Annotated in this window: 29 protein-coding genes; 21 read left to right on the top strand and 8 right to left on the bottom strand. The window is 51.3% G+C overall.

What is annotated here, in order from left to right:
- Genes lolA through P2G53_RS00275 form a run of 5 tightly spaced genes read left to right on the top strand, consistent with a single transcriptional unit; the run spans position 1 to position 4191 of the window.
- Complete coding sequence (lolA, locus tag P2G53_RS00255) at positions 1-663, top strand: outer membrane lipoprotein chaperone LolA (protein ID WP_275812013.1); 663 nt, start codon at positions 1-3, stop codon at positions 661-663.
- Positions 663-2018: a replication-associated recombination protein A gene (locus P2G53_RS00260; RefSeq protein WP_275814053.1), complete on the top strand. Its 1356-nt coding sequence runs from the start codon at positions 663-665 to the stop codon at positions 2016-2018. Before lolA ends, P2G53_RS00260 begins: the two co-directional genes overlap by 1 nt.
- A 20-nt stretch (positions 2019-2038) precedes the next feature.
- Positions 2039-2410, top strand: a complete 372-nt coding sequence (gene crcB, locus P2G53_RS00265) for a fluoride efflux transporter CrcB (protein WP_275812015.1) — start codon at positions 2039-2041, stop codon at positions 2408-2410.
- A gap of 21 nt (positions 2411-2431) precedes the next feature.
- The gene (serS, locus tag P2G53_RS00270) at positions 2432-3706 is read left to right on the top strand and encodes a serine--tRNA ligase (RefSeq protein ID WP_275812018.1); all 1275 of its coding nucleotides are present in this window, start codon (positions 2432-2434) and stop codon (positions 3704-3706) included.
- A 20-nt stretch (positions 3707-3726) separates the two neighbouring features.
- Positions 3727-4191 (top strand): GNAT family N-acetyltransferase, encoded by a 465-nt coding sequence (locus tag P2G53_RS00275; RefSeq protein WP_275812021.1) that lies wholly within the window; start codon positions 3727-3729, stop codon positions 4189-4191.
- 13 nt (positions 4192-4204) lie between these two features.
- Here P2G53_RS00275 and P2G53_RS00280 read toward each other — a convergent pair whose 3' ends face one another.
- Positions 4205-4783 carry a Maf family nucleotide pyrophosphatase gene (locus P2G53_RS00280; RefSeq protein WP_275812024.1) on the bottom strand — a complete coding sequence of 193 codons (579 nt, stop codon included), beginning with the start codon at positions 4781-4783 and terminating at the stop codon, positions 4205-4207.
- Between the two features lie 101 nt (positions 4784-4884).
- Here P2G53_RS00280 and P2G53_RS00285 point away from each other — a divergent pair, with 101 nt between their 5' ends.
- From P2G53_RS00285 to P2G53_RS00360, 16 genes are all read left to right on the top strand, one after another.
- Positions 4885-5406: a YceD family protein gene (locus tag P2G53_RS00285; protein WP_275812027.1), complete on the top strand. Its 522-nt coding sequence runs from the start codon at positions 4885-4887 to the stop codon at positions 5404-5406.
- A gap of 23 nt (positions 5407-5429) precedes the next feature.
- On the top strand, positions 5430-5612 hold the full coding sequence (gene rpmF, locus P2G53_RS00290; RefSeq protein WP_275812030.1) for a 50S ribosomal protein L32: 183 nt from the start codon (positions 5430-5432) through the stop codon (positions 5610-5612).
- Positions 5613-5614: 2 nt separating this feature from the next.
- Positions 5615-6631 (top strand): phosphate acyltransferase PlsX, encoded by a 1017-nt coding sequence (gene plsX, locus P2G53_RS00295; RefSeq protein WP_275812033.1) that lies wholly within the window; start codon positions 5615-5617, stop codon positions 6629-6631.
- A gap of 95 nt (positions 6632-6726) precedes the next feature.
- Entirely contained in the window at positions 6727-7659 is a 933-nt protein-coding gene (gene fabD / locus P2G53_RS00300) for an ACP S-malonyltransferase (protein ID WP_275812036.1), read from the top strand.
- A 21-nt stretch (positions 7660-7680) separates the two neighbouring features.
- Positions 7681-8424 (top strand): 3-oxoacyl-ACP reductase FabG, encoded by a 744-nt coding sequence (gene fabG, locus P2G53_RS00305; protein ID WP_275812039.1) that lies wholly within the window; start codon positions 7681-7683, stop codon positions 8422-8424.
- Between the two features lie 160 nt (positions 8425-8584).
- The gene (acpP, locus tag P2G53_RS00310; RefSeq protein ID WP_275812042.1) at positions 8585-8818 is read left to right on the top strand and encodes an acyl carrier protein; all 234 of its coding nucleotides are present in this window, start codon (positions 8585-8587) and stop codon (positions 8816-8818) included.
- Positions 8819-8939: 121 nt separating this feature from the next.
- The gene (fabF, locus tag P2G53_RS00315; protein WP_275812045.1) at positions 8940-10178 is read left to right on the top strand and encodes a beta-ketoacyl-ACP synthase II; all 1239 of its coding nucleotides are present in this window, start codon (positions 8940-8942) and stop codon (positions 10176-10178) included.
- Between the two features lie 20 nt (positions 10179-10198).
- The gene (pabC, locus tag P2G53_RS00320; protein ID WP_275812048.1) at positions 10199-11011 is read left to right on the top strand and encodes an aminodeoxychorismate lyase; all 813 of its coding nucleotides are present in this window, start codon (positions 10199-10201) and stop codon (positions 11009-11011) included.
- 35 nt (positions 11012-11046) lie between these two features.
- Positions 11047-12036: an endolytic transglycosylase MltG gene (mltG, locus tag P2G53_RS00325; RefSeq protein WP_275814056.1), complete on the top strand. Its 990-nt coding sequence runs from the start codon at positions 11047-11049 to the stop codon at positions 12034-12036.
- A gap of 12 nt (positions 12037-12048) precedes the next feature.
- Entirely contained in the window at positions 12049-12681 is a 633-nt protein-coding gene (gene tmk / locus P2G53_RS00330) for a dTMP kinase (protein ID WP_275812051.1), read from the top strand.
- Positions 12682-12683: 2 nt separating this feature from the next.
- Positions 12684-13688, top strand: coding sequence for a DNA polymerase III subunit delta' (locus tag P2G53_RS00335; RefSeq protein WP_275812055.1), 1005 nt, complete (start codon positions 12684-12686; stop codon positions 13686-13688).
- Positions 13689-13697: 9 nt separating this feature from the next.
- Entirely contained in the window at positions 13698-14048 is a 351-nt protein-coding gene (locus tag P2G53_RS00340; RefSeq protein WP_275812058.1) for a PilZ domain-containing protein, read from the top strand.
- 10 nt (positions 14049-14058) lie between these two features.
- On the top strand, positions 14059-14856 hold the full coding sequence (locus tag P2G53_RS00345; protein WP_275812060.1) for a TatD family hydrolase: 798 nt from the start codon (positions 14059-14061) through the stop codon (positions 14854-14856).
- The gene (locus tag P2G53_RS00350; protein ID WP_275812063.1) at positions 14837-15733 is read left to right on the top strand and encodes a radical SAM protein; all 897 of its coding nucleotides are present in this window, start codon (positions 14837-14839) and stop codon (positions 15731-15733) included. The genes P2G53_RS00345 and P2G53_RS00350 overlap by 20 nt, the downstream gene beginning before the upstream one ends.
- A 15-nt stretch (positions 15734-15748) precedes the next feature.
- A complete protein-coding gene (locus P2G53_RS00355; protein ID WP_275812065.1) occupies positions 15749-16156 on the top strand; it encodes a secondary thiamine-phosphate synthase enzyme YjbQ in 408 nt (135 codons plus the stop codon).
- A 172-nt stretch (positions 16157-16328) separates the two neighbouring features.
- Positions 16329-17678: a sodium:alanine symporter family protein gene (locus P2G53_RS00360; protein WP_275812067.1), complete on the top strand. Its 1350-nt coding sequence runs from the start codon at positions 16329-16331 to the stop codon at positions 17676-17678.
- 61 nt (positions 17679-17739) lie between these two features.
- Here P2G53_RS00360 and P2G53_RS00365 read toward each other — a convergent pair whose 3' ends face one another.
- The 7 genes from P2G53_RS00365 to P2G53_RS00395 form a co-directional block, all read right to left on the bottom strand.
- Positions 17740-18300, bottom strand: coding sequence for a glycine zipper 2TM domain-containing protein (locus tag P2G53_RS00365; RefSeq protein ID WP_275812069.1), 561 nt, complete (start codon positions 18298-18300; stop codon positions 17740-17742).
- Between the two features lie 214 nt (positions 18301-18514).
- Positions 18515-19027, bottom strand: coding sequence for a chemotaxis protein CheW (locus P2G53_RS00370; RefSeq protein WP_275814059.1), 513 nt, complete (start codon positions 19025-19027; stop codon positions 18515-18517).
- A gap of 111 nt (positions 19028-19138) precedes the next feature.
- On the bottom strand, positions 19139-19456 hold the full coding sequence (locus P2G53_RS00375) for a TusE/DsrC/DsvC family sulfur relay protein (protein WP_275812071.1): 318 nt from the start codon (positions 19454-19456) through the stop codon (positions 19139-19141).
- On the bottom strand, positions 19453-19752 hold the full coding sequence (gene tusB, locus P2G53_RS00380) for a sulfurtransferase complex subunit TusB (RefSeq protein ID WP_275812073.1): 300 nt from the start codon (positions 19750-19752) through the stop codon (positions 19453-19455). The genes P2G53_RS00375 and tusB overlap by 4 nt, the downstream gene beginning before the upstream one ends.
- Positions 19753-19754: 2 nt before the next feature.
- Entirely contained in the window at positions 19755-20120 is a 366-nt protein-coding gene (tusC, locus tag P2G53_RS00385; protein WP_275812076.1) for a sulfurtransferase complex subunit TusC, read from the bottom strand.
- Positions 20113-20514 carry a sulfurtransferase complex subunit TusD gene (gene tusD, locus P2G53_RS00390; protein ID WP_275812079.1) on the bottom strand — a complete coding sequence of 134 codons (402 nt, stop codon included), beginning with the start codon at positions 20512-20514 and terminating at the stop codon, positions 20113-20115. Before tusD ends, tusC begins: the two co-directional genes overlap by 8 nt.
- A 77-nt stretch (positions 20515-20591) precedes the next feature.
- Positions 20592-21272 carry a Bax inhibitor-1/YccA family protein gene (locus P2G53_RS00395; protein ID WP_275812082.1) on the bottom strand — a complete coding sequence of 227 codons (681 nt, stop codon included), beginning with the start codon at positions 21270-21272 and terminating at the stop codon, positions 20592-20594.
- Positions 21273-21292 lie beyond the last annotated feature (20 nt).

Genomic DNA, 21292 nt, shown 5'->3' on the forward strand with positions numbered 1-21292 from the left:
ATGCCATTAAAAGCAGTGAAACGTAAACGCATCAGTCACATTTTCTCAGCCGGTTTACTGTCCGGCCTGTTACTGTTCTCAGGCGCGGTATTAGCCGATGCCAAAACTGAGTTAAGCAGCTTGCTGAACAGTTACAGTACATTTTCAGCGGAATTTGATCAGATTACCGTCGGCGAGAACGGACGTTCTGCGCAACAGAGTATTGGTCAGCTGACGCTTTCTAAACCCAACCGTTTTCGCTGGCAGACCACAGAGCCTGCGCCACAGGAAATTGTGGCGGATGGGCGCTATCTCTGGATCTATGATCCGGACCTTGAGCAGGTAACCCGCCGTAATCTAAATCCAGAGAGTAACAGCACACCTGCCAGGATTTTGAATGGTGAAATTGATTCTCTGCTGGAAAACTTTTCTCTGACCCAATCATCCAGCAGCGAAGCTGAGCAGCTGTTTGAACTAAAATCGATCAGCGCGCAAACCTCTTTCAGTGTGATTCGACTTGTCTTTCATGAGCAGGTGCTATCCGAGCTGATGCTGGAAGATTCACTGGGTCAGCGCACTACCATCGTTTTCAAATCAGCACAGCGCAACCCTGAACTCCCGCCGGAAGAGTTTGAGTTCCGCATCCCCAAAGATGTTGATCTGATCATTGACGGGACCGAGTAATCTTGGATCTGTTTGCCGATCAGTCGCCCGGCTATCAGCCACTCGCCGCAAAGATGCGACCACAGTCTCTTGATGAGTATTGTGGTCAGGCGCACCTGTTAGGTGCGGGTAAACCGCTGCGGTTGGCGCTGGAGCAGGGCGTTATACATTCAATGATCCTCTGGGGGCCTCCGGGCGTCGGTAAAACGACCCTTGCGCGGCTGATTGCCAATCAGGTTGATGCTCAGTTTCTGACACTTTCCGCCGTATTGGCGGGGGTGAAAGATATTCGTATCGCGGTAGAGCAGGCTAAACAGGTACAGGCTCAGTCCGGCAGAGGCACGGTGCTTTTTGTTGATGAGGTGCATCGCTTCAACAAATCCCAACAGGATGCCTTTTTGCCTTACATCGAAGATGGCACGGTCATTTTTATCGGCGCTACGACTGAAAATCCCTCCTTTGAACTGAATAATGCATTGCTCTCCCGGGCGCGTGTTTATCTGTTACGAGCACTTGAATCTGAGGCGATTAAACAGCTATTACTGAGTGCCTTGGCAGATAAGCAGCGCGGGTTAGGGCAGCGAGCACTGGTGATCAGTGACGTCCTGCTGAACCAACTCTCAGCCGCGGCAGAAGGTGATGCGCGCAAAGCATTGAACCTGTTGGAGATCAGCTCTGATCTGGCGGTAAAACGCCCGGATGGCACAGAAGTGATTCCTGATGAAGTATTGACCGAGGTGCTGACTGGGCAGACGCGGCGTTACGATAAGCAGGGTGATCTGTTTTACGATATGATCTCTGCGTTCCATAAATCGGTTCGCGGCTCGTCGCCAGATGGTGCGCTCTACTGGTATTGCCGGATGCTTGAAGGCGGTTGTGATCCGCTCTATGTGGCCCGTCGATTGGTGGCGATAGCCTCTGAGGATATTGGCAATGCCGACCCACGGGCCATGCAGGTGGCGTTATCGGCCTGGGATGCCTTTGAACGGGTGGGGCCGGCTGAAGGCGAGCGCGCCATTGCCCAGGCGGCAATTTACTGCGCCAGTGCACCCAAGAGTAATGCGGTGTATCGCGCATTTAACCAGTGTCGCGGCGCAGTCAGGGAGAGTGCTGGTTATGAAGTGCCGGTGCATCTGCGCAATGCGCCAACTCAGCTCATGAAAGAACTGGGTTATGGCGCTGAATACCGCTATGCCCATGATGAGCCGGATGCCTATGCGGCTGGCGAATGTTATTTGCCGCCCGAGATCGCCCATGAGCGCTGGTATCAGCCTGAAAATCGTGGTCTGGAACTGAAAATCAAACAACGACTGGACTATCTGGCACAGCTGGATCAGGCCAGTGAACAAAAGCGCTATTCATCTGATGATGACTGAAAGCCCATAGGAGGGCCAGCATGCAGCATATACTCTTTATCGCTATTGGCGGTGCTCTCGGGGCACTCGGGCGTTATTGGGTCAGCGGCCTGTTGAATAACGCGTCGTTCAGGTTACCTTACGGCACGCTGGCCTGTAACGTAATCGGCTCTTTCCTGATGGGCGTGTTGTTTGTACTTATTCTTGAAAAATCCCGTTTGAGCCCAGAAATGCGCCCGCTGTTAATGGTGGGGATGCTGGGGGCCTTAACGACTTTTTCGACCTTTTCCCTTGAGACCGTGGCCATGATGCAGGAAGGCCATGTCATGTCAGCTCTGATTTATATATTATTAAGCGTTTTTCTGAGTCTGCTTGCGCTGTACGGCGGGCTCTGGGTCACTCGCTTGTTCTGATAAAAGGTAGTTTAAACACCCATGCTTGATGCAAAACTGGTCCGTTCTAATCCGGAAGAAGTGGCAGCACTGCTGCTGAAAAAAGGCTATCAATTTCCTGTTGCTCAATTCACCGAGCTGGAAAGTCAGCGCCGTGAAATGCAGATGGCTACTGAGAACCTGCAGAACGAGCGTAACACCCGATCCAAATCCATTGGTAAAGCCAAAGCCGCAGGTGAAGATATCCAGCCGTTGCTGGCAGAAGTGGCTGACCTGGGTAGTCAGCTGGATGCCGCAAAAGCCCGCTTAAATGACGTAACGGCTGCGCTGGATGATCTGTTGTCAGGCGTTCCTAACATTCCGGACAGCTCTGTACCTGAGGGTGCCGATGAAAATGACAACGTAGAGTTGCGCAGATGGGGCACCCCGGCTGAATTCGACTTTACACCACTGGATCATGTGGCGCTGGGCGAAAAAAGCGGTGAACTCGATTTTGAAACAGCCGCTAAACTCACCGGATCCCGCTTTTCTGTTCTGACCGGCAAGCTGGCGCGCATGCACCGTGCGTTGATTCAGTTCATGCTCAACACTCAGACTGAAGAGCATGGTTACACCGAAACCTACGTGCCTTACATGGTCAATGAAGACAGCCTGCGCGGCACCGGCCAGTTGCCTAAATTTGGTGAAGACCTGTTCAAAGTGCCGTTTGGTGAGCGTCAGTATTACCTGATTCCTACCGCTGAAGTACCGGTAACCAATTTTGTCCGTGACGAAATTATTGATCCGGAACGTCTGCCGCTGAAATTTACTGCGCATACGCCCTGTTTCCGTTCCGAGGCTGGTGCCAGTGGTAAAGATACCCGGGGCATGATTCGTCAGCATCAGTTCGAAAAGGTTGAAATGGTGCAAGTGGTTGAACCGTCCCGCTCCTGGGAAGCGTTGGAAGAGATGACCGGTCATGCCGAAGCGATCTTGCAGAAGCTGAATCTGCCGTATCGTGTCGTCGCACTTTGCGGCGGTGATCTGGGTTTCAGCGCGGCCAAAACCCATGACATTGAAGTCTGGTTGCCGGGGCAGAATACCTACCGCGAGATCTCATCGGTTTCAAATATGACCGACTTTCAGGCCCGCAGGCTGCTGGCGCGCTGGCGTAATCCTGAAACCGGTAAACCTGAGCTGGTGCATACGCTTAACGGTTCTGGACTGGCGGTCGGACGCACGTTGCTGGCGATCATGGAAAATTACCAGACAGCTGAAGGTCGTATTCGTGTACCTGAAGCTTTGATTCCATACATGGGTGGTGTTACCGAGCTGTAAGGCTCGGTAATGCGGCAGCCATGAAAAGTCCGCTTGCTGTGGAATGGCAGTGCCTGCCCTTTGATGAGCTGTCCGCTTGCCAAACTCACGCCCTGCTGGCACTGCGCCAGCAGGTGTTTATTCTTGAGCAGCAATGTTTCTATCAGGACGCCGACAGTCTTGATTCTGTTGCTTTTCACCTGTTAGGCACAGACAAAGCGGGCAGGGTGATTGCAACAGCCCGGCTGATACCGCCAGCTCATCGTTATCCTGAAGTGGCGATTGGTCGGGTGGCGACTGAAATGTCTGTTCGGGGTAAGGGTGTGGGCGGTGAACTGATGCTTCAGGCTTTGCGCTGGGCTGATCAACTGTTTCCGAATATCGATATTAAAATCTCAGCCCAGACCCGACTGGCCGGTTTCTACACTCAGCTGGGGTTTGAAACCCTCGGCCAGCCTTATGATGATGAAGGTATCGAGCATATCGATATGCTGCTGCATAGATAAGACTTATTCAGAGTCAGAGTACCGCAACACATTCCTGTTCCAGCATTCTCACCAACCGTATCAAGGGTAGCCCGATCAGTGTATTGGGATCTTCGCCTTCGAGTTTTTCGAACAGCACAATGCCGAGTGCTTCCGATTTAAAACTGCCCGCGCAGTTATAAGGTTTTTCTGCCCGCAGATAGTTTTCAATCATCACATCGGTCAGGGATCTGAAGATCACTTTAAAGGGCACTACTTCGGTGTGGTAACGGCCTGTTTTGCTGTTGAGCAGGCTTAATCCCGTCAGGAAAGTGACGGTCTGGCCAGAGAGTTTCTGCAGTTGTTCCACAGCCCGCTCATGCGTACCGGGTTTGCCTAGGATTTCACTGCCCAGCACAGCAACCTGATCAGAACCGATGATCAGGGCATCTTTGTGTGATTCTGCTACCTTGGCGGCTTTGGCAGCGGCAAGTCGGGCAACCAGCTCGGCAGGTGATTCGCATGGCAGGGCTGATTCATCAATATCGGGGGAAACGCAGGAATAGGGCAGGTTCAGTTTGTCCAGAATCATGCGCCGAAATGGGGAGCTGGAGGCCAGAATGATCTCTGTCATGGCGGTTTCAATTCCTTTCTTGAATTAAGCGGCAGATATTAGTGGATTTGGCCTGTAAAGTCTTTGACAGCAAGGGGTTCTGCCCCTAGAATTGCGCGCTTATGTCAAACGGCCCAATACCCAAGAAAATCGACCCGCGCAAAATGGCAGAACGGGGCGCTCAAATTTCAGCCGATCTACCGGTATCGGCCATGCCTGATTTTTGCGATATGCTGGCAGATCAGGATGGCAAGATCCAGGTTGAGCTTGAGTTTTCGATTGATGAGCAGCGCATCAGACTGATTCAGGGTCAGGCGGGCGGACAGGTGAAAATGATCTGTCAGCGCTGTCTTGAACCCGTTGAAATTGAAGTTGCTGCGAAGTTTAACCTTGGGATCGCCGCCAGTGAGGAGGCTGCCAAACAATTACCCCGATATTATGATCCGGTGATTGTAGAAGCAGATGAGCTTGAACTGGTCCCGCTGGTGCAGGAGGAACTTATTCTGAGTATTCCTCATGATGTGTACCACGAAGACTGTTCAATTCAGACTTCGTTTGGTGAGCCTGAGACAGCTGTAAAAGAAAGTAACAAACCGAATCCATTCAGCGTGTTGGCTGCTTTAAAAAAAGCTGACACCAAGTAATACGAACCAGGAGCTATTGAGCCATGGCAGTTCAGCAAAACAAAAAGTCCCGTTCCCGTCGTGATATGCGTCGTTCTCACGATGCGCTGGGCAACCCGACTCTGTCTGTAGAATCCACTACCGGTGAAACTCACCGTCGTCACCACGTTTCTGCTGACGGTTTTTACCGTGGCAAGCAGGTGATCAATAAGCAGGATGACGAATAAGTTTGTCAGACCGCTACACCATTGCTGTTGATGTAATGGGCGGGGACTTCGGTCCCCGCGTGACTGTCCCCGCTTGTGTTGATGCACTGAAGCGTCACTCCCGGCTTATCATCAAACTGGTAGGCAACCGCGAAATCATCGCACCCTTAATCCAATCTTCCGATCCGTCCCTGTCTTCCAGGCTGCAGATTGTGCACGCCGATGACACTGTTGCCATGTCTGACAAACCCAGTCAGGTGCTGCGTAACGGTCAGGAAACTTCGATGTACAAAGCGCTGCAGCTGGTGTCGGAAAATCTGGCTCAGGCCTGTGTAAGTGCCGGCAATACTGGTGCTTTGATGGTTTTGGGGCGTTTTATTCTGCGCACACTGCCCGGCATTGACCGACCGGCTATTATCTCTCCCGTACCGACAGAAAAAGGCCATTGTTATGTGCTGGATTTAGGTGCGAATGTGGATTGTAGTGCAGAGCATTTGTTGCAGTTTGCGATCATGGGCTCGGTCATGACCACGGCGGTAGATGGTATTGGCAGTCCAGCGGTTGGTTTGCTGAATATTGGCCAGGAAGAGATCAAGGGCAATGAGCAGGTAAAACTTGCTTCACGCCTGATCGAAGAGCGGGGCGGCCTCAACTATATCGGTTTTGTCGAGGGTAATGACCTCTATTCAGGCAAGGCTGACGTTATTGTCTGTGATGGTTTTGTCGGCAATATCGCACTTAAAAGCAGTGAAGGGCTGGCACGGATGATCAGTCACAAATTGCAATCCAGTTTTCGTCAGGGCCTGTATCGACGACTGCTGGCGTTACTCGCTCGTCCGATTCTGGGTGAACTTAAAGCCCAGATGGACCCCTCCCGACGCAACGGTGCCAGCTTGCTTGGCCTGCAGGGCATTGTTATTAAAAGTCACGGCGCAGCGAATCAGACCTGTTTTGGTTTTGCGCTGGATCAGGCTGTGGCCGAAATCGAGCAGGATGTTCCCCGTCGTATCAGTGCTGAAATCGAACACAAACTCACCTGAGCTCAACCTGTTAATTACCCCTGAATGTTGTAAACTACGCAGCAATATTTGGCCCTGTCGGGCTGAGATGCGATAACAGGAATTCAGAGGAGCTCATGTCTCAATCGCTTGCATTTGTTTTTCCCGGTCAGGGTTCCCAACAGGTTGGTATGTTGGCTGACCTCGCCGCTGACCATCCAGTCATTCAAGCCACTTTTGCTGAAGCCTCCAGCGTGCTGGGTTATGACCTCTGGCAACTGATCCAGAATGGTCCCGATACCGACCTTAATCAAACCGATAAAACGCAGCCCGCACTACTCACTGCCGGTGTTGCCCTGTGGCGCATGTGGTCTGAGCTGGGTCAGGCTCAACCCTCTGTTCTGGCAGGTCACAGCCTGGGTGAATACACCGCGCTGGTCTGTGGTGGCGCCATCGATTTTACGGACGGTGTGCAGCTGGTTAAGTTACGTGGTGAATTTATGCAGCAGGCTGTGCCTGCTGGTGCGGGTGCGATGGCTGCAATCCTTGGCCTTGATGACGATGCAATCAAAGCCGCCTGTAGCCGTGCTGCAGAAGGTGATGTGGTTGCCCCTGTCAACTTCAACTGCCCGGGTCAGGTTGTCATTGCCGGTCAGGCAGCAGCAGTCGAGCGCGCAATAGAAGCCTGTAAAGCAGCGGGTGCTAAACGTGCAATTCCACTGCCTGTCAGCGTGCCTTCTCACTGCGATCTGATGCGTCCTGCGGCTGAAAAAATGGAAGCTGCCTTGGCTGATATCAGTATCAAGATGCCAGTGATTCCTGTGATTCAGAACGTGAGCGCCGCGGTGTCACCTGATGCAGATACATTAAAATCAAACTTGCTGGCTCAGCTGTATAGTCCGGTTCTCTGGACGCCCAGTGTGCAGGCAATGGTTGCGCAAGGTGTTACCACCACCGTTGAATGTGGCCCGGGTAAAGTTTTGTCTGGCCTGAATAAAAAAATTGATAAATCGCTGAATGTTCTGGCTATCGGTGATGCCGCCGGCCTTGAAAAAGCACTCAGTGCCTGAACGATTAAATAGGTAATCAGCATGAGTATTGAAGGAAAAGTTGCGCTGGTCACGGGCGCAACCCGGGGCATTGGTAAAGCCATTGCAGAAGCCCTGGGTAAGCAGGGTGCTGTCGTTGTTGGTACAGCAACCAGCGCAAATGGTGCAGCAAGCATCAGTGATTATCTGGCGTCTGCTGGCATCAAAGGTACCGGTCTGGTACTGGATGTTGCAGATGCGGAGTCTGTTGACGCGGTGCTGCAGCAGGTACAGTCTGATTTTGGTACGGTAGAAATTCTGGTCAATAATGCCGGTATCACCCGCGACAACATTCTGATGCGCATGAAAGACGACGAGTGGGATCAGGTATTGAATACCAACCTGACCTCAGTTTTCCGTCTGGTGAAAGGTTGCCTGCGTGGCATGACAAAAGCGCGCTGGGGCCGCATTATCAGTGTCAGCTCTGTCGTTGCATCCATGGGTAACGCGGGTCAGACCAACTACGCAGCGGCCAAGTCAGGCATGGAAGGTTTTACACGTGCACTGGCGCGCGAAGTAGGCTCACGTAACATCACAGTAAACTGTGTTGCACCTGGTTTTATCGATACCGATATGACCAGTGGCCTGGCTGACGAACACAAGGATATGCTGAAATCTCAGATCGCTTTGAGCCGTTTGGGACAGCCTGAAGAGATCGCATCTGTCGTCGCTTTTCTGGCGGGCGAGGGTGGTGGTTACATCACCGGTGAGTCGATTCAGGTCAATGGTGGCATGTACATGGGGTGATACCCCTTATAAAGGAATTGTTTTTTTTCCTGAATTGTTGATAATGTGCCGTCAGGTAGAGACGAACTTAGCGACGCTGCCTGGAGGCATCGTGGCATTAAATGAACTTTCCTACCCATGTCTAACCGATGTGTGGTGTTGATCAAAAATAGGAACAGATATGAGTAACATCGAAGAGCGCGTTAAGAAAATCATCGCTGAACAGCTGGGCGTTAAGGAAGAAGAAGTCACCAACGAAGCTTCCTTCGTTGAAGATCTGGGTGCTGACTCCCTGGACACTGTTGAGCTGGTAATGGCTCTTGAAGAAGAATTCGAAACTGAGATTCCTGACGAAGAAGCTGAAAAGATCACTACCGTTCAGCTGGCGATCGATTACATCAACTCACACCAGTAATCGTTTTTCGTCTCGATCGACAGAAAAGCCGCACTATCTCTGATAGTTGCGGCTTTTCTTTTGTCTTTAATTCTGTAATAAAGTATCGGGATATTCAGGATTTTTGCTCAGGAGTGGCTTAATGGCAAAAAAGCGTGTCGTCGTTACCGGGATGGGGATGGTGAGCCCGCTAGGGCACAACGTAACTCATAGCTGGCAGCAGGCGCTTGATGGCAAGAGTGGGGCATCCGCTATCACCCATTTTGATGCTGAAAACTTTGCCACGCGTTTTTCAGCGTCTGTTAAAGACTTTGATGTATCGCCTTACGTAAGCACAAAAGAAGCCCGTAAGATGGATCTGTTCATCCAATATGGACTGGCAGCTGCCATCCAGGCGATCGAGGACGCTGGCCTTGAAACAGAGCAACTGAATCTGCATAGGGTAGGTTGTGCGATAGGTTCAGGCATTGGTGGCCTGCCGATGATTGAGACCAATCTTGGCCAGCTTACTCAGAGTGGTCCACGTCGGGTATCACCTTTTTTTGTACCGGGCAGTATTATCAATATGATTGCCGGTAACCTGGCAATACGCTATGGCTTTAAAGGCCCCAATATAGCCATCACCACCGCCTGCACCACAGGTACTCACAATATCGGTTCAGCCATGCGCATGATCCAGTATGGTGATGCCGATGTGATGCTGGCTGGCGGCGCCGAAATGGCCACCACGCCACTGGGTATTGCCGGGTTTTCAGCCGCGCGTGCACTGTCCACCCGTAATGACGATCCTCAGGCGGCGAGTCGCCCGTGGGACCGGGACCGGGATGGCTTTGTACTGGGTGATGGCGCTGGCATTGTCGTACTGGAATCCTATGAGCACGCCGTCGCCCGTGGCGCTGAGATCTATTGTGAGCTGGCTGGTTTTGGCATGAGCGATGATGCTTATCATATGACAGCTCCGCCTGAAACCGGCGAAGGGGCGGCGTTGGCAATGGCCAATGCTATGGCGGATGCAGCCATAGATAAGAGTGAAGTGGATTATATCAATGCGCATGGAACATCAACGCCAGCCGGCGATATTGCTGAAGCCAATGCGGTAAAGCAGGTGATGGGACATAGCGCGGATTCGGTACGTATCAGTTCAACCAAATCCATGACCGGTCACCTGCTGGGTGCAGCAGGCGCTGTGGAGGCGATCTTCAGTGTTCTGGCTCTGCGTGATCAGGTGGCGCCACCCACGATTAATCTGGACAACCCCTCTGAGGGGTGTGATCTTAACTTTGTGCCGCATCAGGCACAGACCTGCACGATCAGAGCGGTGATGTCTAACTCATTTGGTTTCGGTGGCACAAACGGTACGCTGCTGTTTCGTGCTCTCTAGTTGTAGCTGGGAGCTTGCAGATGCATCAGGTATGGCTAAACGGACAGCTTTCTGACCAGATTTCAGTGACAGATCGCGGTATCAGTTATGGCGATGGGCTGTTTGAAACCATTCGTATCCGTGATGGTAAACCTGAACTGCTTGATGCCCACCTTGCCCGCTTGGAAAAAGGTCTGGCTGTACTTCGCTTTCCCGCTGAAACACTGGAGATCGTCAAATCCGATCTGAGCACGCTCACCCTTTCTGGGGATGCCGTTCTCAAGCTTGTTATCACCCGTGGGCAGGGTGAGCGTGGTTATGCGCTGCCGTTAACGACCCAGCCTTCCCGTGTCATGATTCTTAGCCCCGGAAAGAACGATAATTCCAAAGCCAGTGGCATCAGAGCGCGTTTCTGTGACTACAGATTGGCGATCAATCCGGCTCTGGCCGGTATTAAACATCTGAATCGACTGGAACAGGTCATGGCCCGGTCAGAATGGACCGACCCGGATATCAGTGAAGGCATTGTCTGCGATAGCGAAGGTTTTCTGGTTGAAGGCACCATGAGTAATCTGTTCTGGGTGAGTGCATCCGGTACCGTGTTCACCCCTGGTATTGAACGGTGTGGCGTCTCCGGTGTCATGCGTGATTTTTTGATACACTGCCTCGCCGATCTGGGTATTGAGTGCCAGGTGGGACTCTACACTCCCGAGGCGTTGCTGAGCGCCAGCGAAGTCTTTTTCTGTAACAGTCTGATTCATATCTGGCCTGTATCAGAACTGGAGGGCCGTTCGTTTTCGCCAGGACCGGTAATTCAACAACTGCAATCACGCTTGAAACAGGTTTTAGTTTGATCAAACGTCTCCTTACTTTTTTCGTTCCAGTCCTGTTGTTTCTTGGCCTTGCCGGGTTTTGGCTGTGGCAGGATTATCAAGACTATATGGCTCATCCGTTATCCATCAAAGAGACAACGGACATTGATGTAAGCAAAGGCATTAATTTCAATCAGTTACTGAATGAACTTGAAAGTAAATCGATTATCAAAAAGCCGATTTATTTTAAAATTCATGCGCGTTTAATGGGCAAGGCAAGACAAATCAAAGCCGGATATTACCGACTTGAACCGGATATGAATCCCATGGATCTGCTGGAACTGATCACCAGTGGCCGTTCCATCAGCTATAGCTTTACCATTCTCGAGGGTTCAACCTTTAAACAGCTGATGGAAACCGTGCGAGCTAACCCGCAACTGAAAGATGATGTTTCCGACCTGTCTACAGACGCGTTATTAAAAACACTGCAAATAGAGGCGGCGCATCCGGAAGGGCAGTTTCTGGCAGAAACTTACCATTTTGAGAAAAATGGTTCTGCGCTGGCGCTACTTAACCGTGCCCATACGCTGCTTCAGGAAACCCTGGATCAGGCCTGGGAAACACGTCAACCTGATCTGCCATACGGCTCAGCCTATGAAGCGTTGATCATGGCATCGATCATCGAAAAAGAAACTGCCAGGGCCGATGAAAGACCGATTATTGCGGGTGTATTCGTGCGTCGTCTGAATAAAAAAATGCGGCTGCAAACCGATCCTACGGTGATTTATGGCATGGGCGATGCCTATACAGGCAACATTCGACGCTCTGATCTGCGTAAACCTACGCCTTACAATACCTATGTTATTCCAGGTTTGCCGCCGACACCGATTGCTATGGTTGGCCGCGAAGCAATTCAGGCGGCCCTGAATCCAGCCGATGGAAAAGCCCTGTTTTTCGTTGCCAAGGGAGATGGCAGTCACCAGTTCTCTGAGACCCTGAAGCAGCACAATGAAGCGGTCCGTCAGTTTCAATTGAAACGGCGAGAGGACTACCGATCATCTCCCTGATATGATGCAGCAATGAACAAGACACTAGGTCGTTTTATTACCGTTGAAGGCACCGAAGGCGTAGGTAAATCAACCAACATTGATTTCCTGGCTGAATCCCTGCGTATTCGCGGCAAAGAGGTCATTCTCACCCGGGAACCCGGTGGTACGCCGCTGGCTGAAGAACTGCGTAACATTCTGCTTCAGCCCCGCGAGGAACGGATCAGCATTGAAACCGAACTGCTGCTGATGTTTGCTGCCCGTGCTCAGCACCTTGAGAATGTCATTAAACCAGCCCTGGAGCGGGGTGCCTGGGTTATTTCCGATCGGTTCACGGATGCCACCTTCGCTTATCAGGGCGGTGGCAGAGGTATACCGTTCCACTCGATTTCAGTACTGGAAAATTTAGTGCAGGGTCCGTTACGTCCTGATCTGACCCTGTTGCTGGACCTGCCAGTGGAAATTGGTTTACGTCGAGCCAGTCAGCGCAGTGCACCTGATCGATTCGAGCAGGAAAAAGTCGCTTTTTTTGAGCGTGTACGACAGGCCTATCTACAGCGTGCGCAACAAGACCCTCAGCGGGTTAAAATCATTGATGCCAGTCAGCCTTTGACCGATGTTCAGCAACAGATTGGTCGTCAGATCACGATCTTCATGAGGCAATAAGTGTGTCTGGTCTCACTCCGGTCCATCCCTGGTTTACAGACACGTTAGGACACCTGGTCGGCCTGCATATTGCTGGCCGGTTACCCCACGCTTTACTGCTCCACGGAGCCCCCGGAATTGGCAAGCAGGGCCTTGCCCGAGCGATTGCCGATTATCTGCTCTGTCTGGAACCTCTTGCTCAGACCGCCTGTGGGCAGTGTAAAGGCTGCGAATTGAACCGTGCGGGTACGCACCCTGACCTGTTTCAGCTTTTGCCTGAGGAGCAGGGCAAGCAGCTCAAGGTAGACCAGGTTCGCCAGTTGGGTGAATTTATCTTCAGCACCGCACAGCAGGGCGGGTATCGGGTAGTGATCATCGATCCGGCTGACGCGCTCAACCTGGCTGCCGCCAATGCATTACTTAAAATGCTTGAAGAGCCCGGTCAGAAAACGTTGTTATTACTTATTACCGCCCGCATGGGGCAGTTATTACCCACCATAAAGAGTCGTTGTCAGCATATTCAGTGTCACTCGCCTGCACTGCAGGAAGCCGTTGACTGGCTAGCCGGGCAAAAAACGGAACTGACTGAAGAGCAGCTTCGGCAGGTTTTATCGGTAAACCGCGGCTCTCCCGAACAGGCATTAGCGTACCTTGAGAACGGTGAGTGCGAATTACGCCAACTGCTAATCAAGGGGTTGGCAGATATTCTGCGCCAGCGAAGAAGCCCGCTCGAAGTGGCTGCTCAGCTTCATAAACAGGACGTTGAACGCCTTCTCAACTGGTTTTATGCGCTGCTTACAGACCTTGTCAGGCAATCCCTGACGTCGGGTGAGCTTCAGATTGAGCAGTCTGATGCAAAGAATATGATTACGGCTGTTGCTAAAAACGCCAACCCGGTTAAAATCCTGAAGTTGGCCGATAAAATCATTCAGGAACGTCGGGCCATTCTGCAACGGCAAAACCCCAATAAACAGCTTGTGCTGGAATCCGTTTTGCTTGAGTGGCATGGGTTGTTCAGACAGGAGTAGCATCGCTTTATGAGTGTGGTCCCACGACTCAGTCACGGCATACTGTCACTGACCATCAAAACCAAGGAAGAGCTGTATCAGGCTTATCTGCCTTTTATTTCCAATGGTGGCCTGTTTATTCCGACCCTTCGCTCTTACCATCTGGGTGAAGAAGTATTTATGCTGCTTGATCTTATGGATGAAGCGGACAAAGTTCCCGTCACCGGCAAGGTCGTCTGGCTGACCCCAAAAGGGGCTCAGGGCGGACGCACACCGGGTATCGGCATCCAGTTGACCCCAGACGATTCCAGTCTGGTCAACAAAATCGAAACCTATCTTGCCGGTACTCTGAATTCGGATCGCAAGACTAACGCCCTGTAAGCGTTTTTTCATGTTTATAGATTCTCACTGCCACCTCGATAAGCTGGACTTGTCCGGCTATGACCACAACTTTGCTGACATGCTGCAGGCCGCGACTGAGCGCAGGGTCAGTAAGATGCTCTGTGTCAGTATCTCTCTGCAGGCCTTTGAAGCGATGTACCAGAGCATACTGCCCTGGTCTCAGGTCTATGCCTCTGTCGGAGTGCACCCCCTGCATACGGATGAAGGGGAAGTAGATAAAAACCAACTGATTGAACTCTGTCAGCGCGAACGCATAGTTGCGGTTGGCGAAACCGGGCTGGATTATTACTACCAGCAGGACACTGTCGAGCTGCAGCAAGCGAATTTTATTACCCACCTTGAAGTGGCGGGAGAATCAGGTTTACCGGTAATTGTGCATACCCGTGATGCCCGTGAAGACACGCTTCGGCTGATTCGTCAGCATGGTTCAGCCAACAGTGGCGGTGTATTGCACTGCTTTACTGAAAGCTGGGAGATGGCGAAGGCGGCTATGGATGAGAACTATCTTATCTCTTTCTCTGGCATCATCACCTTCCGCAATGCCGCTGAACTGCGTGAAGTGGTCCAACAGGTACCGCTCGAATCGATGCTGATTGAAACCGACTCGCCCTATCTTGCACCTGTGCCGTTCAGAGGCAAAAGCAATGAACCCAAGTATGTGGTTGAAGTCGCCAAATGCATTGCTGAGCTGAAAGGTATTGCAGTAGAGGAGGTCGCTGAAGTGACCTCTCGGAATTTCCACCGCCTGTTTTCCCGTGTGGAAAATGATGATCGGCTATCCGCTTAATTACATAGAACCTGTCTTTCGCCCGCCGAGTGAGGCGGGTTCCCTGATTCTGCAGGTCACCAACGGCTGCAGCTGGAATAAATGCACATTCTGTGAGATGTACACTGCCCCGCAGAAGAAGTTCAGTATCAAACAGCAGTCCGAGATCGAAGCTGAACTGCAACGCTGTGCCGCCCGACTTGGAACCATCCGACGTGTGTTTCTCGCAGATGGCGATGCCATGGCGCTTTCATTTACCCGATTGGAAAATATCCTGCTGGCGATTCGCGCAATACTGCCGGACGTAACACGGATTTCCAGCTATTGTCTGCCACGCAATCTTAAGAATAAATCGATTGAGCAGCTCAAACACCTGCAGGAACTCGGCCTTGAGTTACTCTATATCGGTGCCGAGAGTGGTGATGACCAAGTGCTCGCCTATGTGAACAAGGGTGAAACCTTTGCCACCACTGCTGAGGCATTTGCAAAGTCCCATGCCGCTGGCATGAAAACGTCCATGATAATCATTAACGGACTGGGCGGTGTTGCGCTCTCAGAGCAGCATGCGCGTGCGTCGGCGAGGCTGGCTAATCTTGCACAACCCAATTACCTGGCCACACTGGTGTTGTTTTTCAGTGGCAGCCAGCAACGCCTTAAATCGGGTTTTGATCACGGTTTTCAGCCGCTCAATCAACAGCAGCTGTTTCAGGAGATGGAATGGTTTCTGAGTGATCTGGAGCTGGAGAAAACCATTTTTCGCAGCGACCATGCCTCCAACTATCTTGTACTGAAGGGTGTGCTCAATAAAGATAAAAACCGCCTGCTAGATCAGGTGCGTTCTGCATTGACAGGTGATAAGCAGATCTATTTGCGGGATGAAACGGATCGCGGACTATAAAACAAGGAATCATCCATGGTCGAAACGTTGTCAGTTACTACCGGTTCTCAGGGTCTCTTTGAATTTACCGGACAGGTTGAAGCCTTGGTTCGTCAATCTGGAATAGATCAGGGTTTGTGTACCCTGATGATACAACACACCAGTGCCAGTCTGATCATTCAGGAAAATGCTGACCCCAGTGCACGTATCGATCTGGAAAACTGGCTTAATCGTCTGGTCAGTGAAAATGATCCCCTCTATACCCATACCCTTGAAGGCGCAGATGATATGCCTGCGCATATCAAATCCGTGCTGACAGCAACGAGTCTTTCTATTCCCATTCTTAACGGCAGGTTAGCGTTAGGCACCTGGCAGGGTATTTACTGCTGGGAACATCGCCATCATGCCCGAAAACGCACCATTGTGGTCCATATAGGCGCCTAAAAGCGGTCAAAATCCCTCTTTGAGCTAAAAAACTTGCAGCATTACTGATCCATCGGTATTTATGAGGTACGACTAAAACTTTTTTGGTCAGTTCTTACTTCAGGAACCACGAACAGGTGCGTTCCTATCAAATCAGTAACCAACGCCCGCGCCTCGGGAAGGGAGCGTAACAATGGAACTACTGACGAACTTTATCTCCGCTATCAACGGGATCGTATGGGGTCCCCTGATGCTGGTACTTATCCTGGGTGTAGGCCTGTTCCTGCAGATCGGTCTTAAACTGATGCCTATCCTCAAGCTGGGCATGGGTTTCAGACTGATGTGGAGTGGACGCACACCCCGTTCCACTGAAGCGAGTGAAGGGGAGATCCCTCCATTTCAGGCACTGATGACTGCCATGTCTGCGACCGTTGGTACCGGTAATATTGCCGGTGTAGCCACCGCAGTTTTTTTGGGTGGTCCGGGTGCGTTGTTCTGGATGTGGTGTACCGCACTGGTAGGTATGGCAACAAAGTTTGCTGAAGCCGTGCTAGCCGTTAAATACCGTGAAGTAGATGAACACGGTAATCACGTCGGTGGTCCGATGTACTACATCAAAAACGGGTTAGGGCCTAAATGGGCCTGGCTGGGTACCCTGTTTGCAGTGTTTGGTACCATTGCCGGCTTTGGTATTGGTAACACCGTGCAGTCAAACTCCGTTGCGCATGTACTTGAAACCAATTTTGATATGCCTCTGTGGCTCACCGGCATCATTCTGATGGTGTTGACTGCAGCCGTACTGCTTGGTGGTATCAAACGCATCGGTCTGGTAGCTGGCTCTCTGGTGCCACTCATGGCGATCAGTTACCTGCTGGCAGGTCTTGTGGTTTTAATTCTCAATGTTGACGCAATTCCCGCAGCGCTGGCCATGATCTTCACTGATGCCTTCACTGGTACCGCAGCGCAGGGCGGATTTGCAGGGGCTGCGGTCTGGGCCGCTATTCGCTTTGGTGTGGCACGAGGGGTCTTCTCCAATGAAGCGGGTCTGGGGTCTGCGCCAATTGCCCATGCTGCATCCCAGACCAAAAATCCTGTCCGTCAGGGCCTGATTGCGATGTTGGGAACCTTTCTGGATACGCTGGTGATCTGCTCTATTACCGGTCTGGTGATTATCACCTCCGGCTTGTGGACCTCCGGTGAATCGGGTGCTGCATTGACGTCAGCTGCCTTTGCAGATGCGTTGCCCGGCGTAGGTAACTACATTGTCGCCATTGCACTGGCACTGTTTGCCTTTACCACCATTCTTGGCTGGAGTGTTTACAGTGAACGTTGTGCAGAGTACCTGTTCGGGGTGAAAAGCATTAAACCTTTCCGGGTCATCTGGATTCTGGCGGTGCTGGTCGGATCTGTGGTCGGACTGGATTTTGTCTGGCTGCTGGCGGATACCCTGAATGCGCTGATGGCCATTCCTAACCTGATTGCACTTATTCTGCTAAGTCCTGTGGTGTTTAAACTCACTAAAGAGTATTTCAGTACACACTGAGTGGGTAAGAGCTAATAAAAAAGGCCGCTGATGCGGCCTTTTTTTGTATGAATAGATAGAGTTACTGGGCGGTACCAGACTGCAGCTGTGACAGATCCAGTTTGCCATCCTTAAGCGGCAGTTGATTGCTTTCAGGTTTTTTATCCATCCGGACAACCGCAACCTGGTCGGCAATTTTGTATTCAACATCGTAACCGATTACACGCTGTTTTTTGTCATTAACAGTGGAGCAGTGGGTTTCGATTTCAGTGTAGGTATCTTTATTCTGCATATCTTCCTGCACTTTTTTACCTGCATAACCACCGGCTACAGCACCCACAACGGTAGCTATTTTTTTACCACTGCCGCCGCCCACCTGATTACCAAGCAGGCCACCAGCGACCGCGCCAAGTGCCGTACCTGCAAGCTGATTCTCATCTTTCTTAGGTACCACTTTAGTAACTTCACGCTGCTCACAGACTTCCCGTGGCACAGTGTAACTTTCATTGACAGCGTTAACGCTCATCACTTCCGCAAATTGAGGGGCATCATCGGCAACATATGCACGATAGCCTGCAATGGTTCCCACAGCAGTAGCGGCTGCTGCGCCGAGTACTACGCCCAATACCATGGACTTGCTCATTGATCATTCTCCTTTAGACCCTGCATGTGGAGCCCGGCCGATCATAAACCGGTATCCGAGCAAAATAATCGGGTATTCCGATCGCATGCAGACACTATAGCAATAGAAAACTGGACTGAAAATGAATGAGTTGGCTGGGATAAGAGAAGAGAAGAGAAGAGAAGAGAAGAGAAGAGCAGGGCAGCTAAAGGTTTTTAACTGCCCGGATCGATCATTAGAACAGATCATCACCTGCGGGGTCGGCTGGCGTGATGCTCTGGAGCATTTTAGGCAGGTCCAGCAGGATGATCAGATTGCTATGGTGATAACAAACCCCCTGCACGAAACGCTTGGTAGATTCATCACCCGCTACACTCGGTGCCCGATCAACGGATTTCTGCGGGATGTTGATTACTTCATCAACATTATCAACAACAAGACCCACCACCTCATTTTCATTGTATTCAACCACAATGATACGGGTGTCATCGTCTGCTTCGTGCGGCATCAGACCGAACAGGCTACGGGTATCAATCACGGTCACGACATTGCCGCGCAGGTTGATGATGCCAAGGATATAACTGGATGCACCGGGAACAGGGGTGATCTCGCTGTAGCGCAGGACTTCTTTCACCTGAATAACGTCTACGCCATAGAGTTCATTATCGACTTTGAAGGTGGCCCACTGATGGTAAACCACATCTTCTTGCTTGCCGGTTTTTTTACGCTCACGTTGATCATTAAACATGGCCTGTTCGGCCTGAAGTGCACGAAGATGTTCAGCTGCTTCTTGCATTGCCATAGCGTGATACCTGATCTGTCGTTATACCGGTTGAATTATATAAGTTATGCACGGCGACTATAAACAGTTTGCCGGCTTTGGCAAACCAGCGATACGCGCCAGTCTTTTTGCCGGGCTGCCCGGGAACAGCTGCATCAAATAGATGCTTTTAGCCTTATCGGCACCCAGTTTAATTCCTACAGCCTTTATCAATGGACGCATGGCTGGGCTGTGTTCGTAGGTTTGGTAAAAATCACGAATCACCCCGATCAACTCCCAATGTGCCGCCGTGAGTTCAAGGCCTTCATCTGCCGCCAGTTGCTCTGCAACCTCTGTGTTCCAGTCGGACAGATCATACAGGTAACCCTCTTCATCAAGTTTAACCTGAAGCGTCATGACCAGCTTATCACCTTGTCATGCTGACAACACAGTGACACAAAGCCCGCATCATCAACCTGAGTAAATCGTTCGCTCAACAAAGCGGGAAGGCCGCGTGCCTCAACATCTGGTTGCAGCACATAGAGTCTGACCCCGGCTGGCAGCTCTGTGAAGCGCTGGGCTACGACTCTGGATGTGGCTGCATATACAGCATCTTCGATAAGCAGAATGGCGTCTTCGTTCGACAGCGCCATAAAACAATGCTGGTAGGTTGTGAGAGCATCAGGCTGCGCGTTGATAAGATGTAAAGCCATAATCAGAAGGTCAGCACCGTCGAGTGTTGTTGAAAAAGTTCAGGCAGGCGTGCTGCATCAACCACTTTGACTTCAGCATAGAGTGCAGCAGGGGTTAAATCCCGCTCAGCAAGATCTTCAGCGCAAACATAAAGCTGATCGATATCGTACATAGGCAGTGCGGACAGCATCGCCTGCAGCGATTTTTGTTCAATGCTCTTCGGGTTCTGGCTATCAAGTAGTTGGTAAAGGCCATCACCCAAAAATAACAGGCTGATCGGCAGGTCGAAAATACCGCAGGTAAGCGCTACATCCAGTGTGTCCCGTGCCATGTTGCTGCCATAAGGCGGATGGCGGTTGACCAGTAACACGGATTTTTTATCAGCCATGGGCGCCTCCAAAACGGATTACCCGGTCTGAACAGGCAATTGCCTCAGCCAACTGTCCAAGGCCTGAGAGTTCAAATCCGGCTGCCAGATTGAAGCCCTTTTTTTCATACCGACCGGCTTCATGTTCGTTCAGCACACCGCGGCGAACTGCCGCAGCGATACACACAACCAGATCAAGCTGGTGAGTCTGTTGCAGCGCCTGCCACCCTTTTAACAGGCCCGTTTCATCAACCGCCGGTGCATTGAAGTCATTGGCTGTCAGCACAGCATCGCCATAAAAGAACACGCGATACACTTCGTGTCCCTGGGCCAGAACTTGTTTGCAAAACCGCAGCGCGGTAGTCGCTGACTGTTGACTGTAAGGAGAGGATTGAATGACAAGGGTAAAGCGCATTGTGAGGCGGCATCCCAGAAACTAAAAAGCCCTGCAATCTTAACAAGAATGCAGGGCTTTGACAGTAATCGCAGGAATTAGTCGTCGCTGAATGCGCCAACCAGACTCATCAGATGAATGAACAGGTTGTAGATGTTCAGATACAGGCTGACCGTTGCCATCACATAGTTGGTGTAGGTGCCGTTAACAATGTTACTGGTATCATACAGGATGAAACCTGCCATCAGCATCACAACCAGGGCGGAGAAGGCCAGATGCAGCGCACCCAGTTCAACACCGAACAGCGGCAGGACAAACAGTGCAACCATAGCCACCAGTGCCACCATCATACCGGCCATCAGGAAACCGCCCATAAAGCTGAAGTCCTTACGGCTGGTCAGCACATAGGCAGACAGGCCGAGGAAGGTCGCAGCCGTCATGCCCATGGCGGTCATTACAATCTGACCACCATTAGCCATCGCCAGGTAATGATTCAACAACGGACCAATGCCAAATCCCATCAAACCAGTGAATACAAACACCAGAGGCAGCGCCGCAGCGCTGTTCTGCTTTTTGTTCAGCACAAACAGCATCACAAAGCTGAGGATAATACTGCCCAGGTAAACCATCATTGGCATCTGCAGCAGCATTGAGATACCTGCGGTAAAGGCACTGAAGACCAGTGTCATTGCCAGCAGCATATAGGTGTTGCGAATCACTTTATTGGTCTGCAGCACCGATCCTGTATGCTGCATCTCGTAGGTGTTTACGTTACGCATGGTAATCCTCTGTAATGTTT

The organism is Neptuniibacter sp. CAU 1671, assembly GCF_029222905.1.
Classification (GTDB): domain Bacteria; phylum Pseudomonadota; class Gammaproteobacteria; order Pseudomonadales; family Balneatricaceae; genus Neptuniibacter.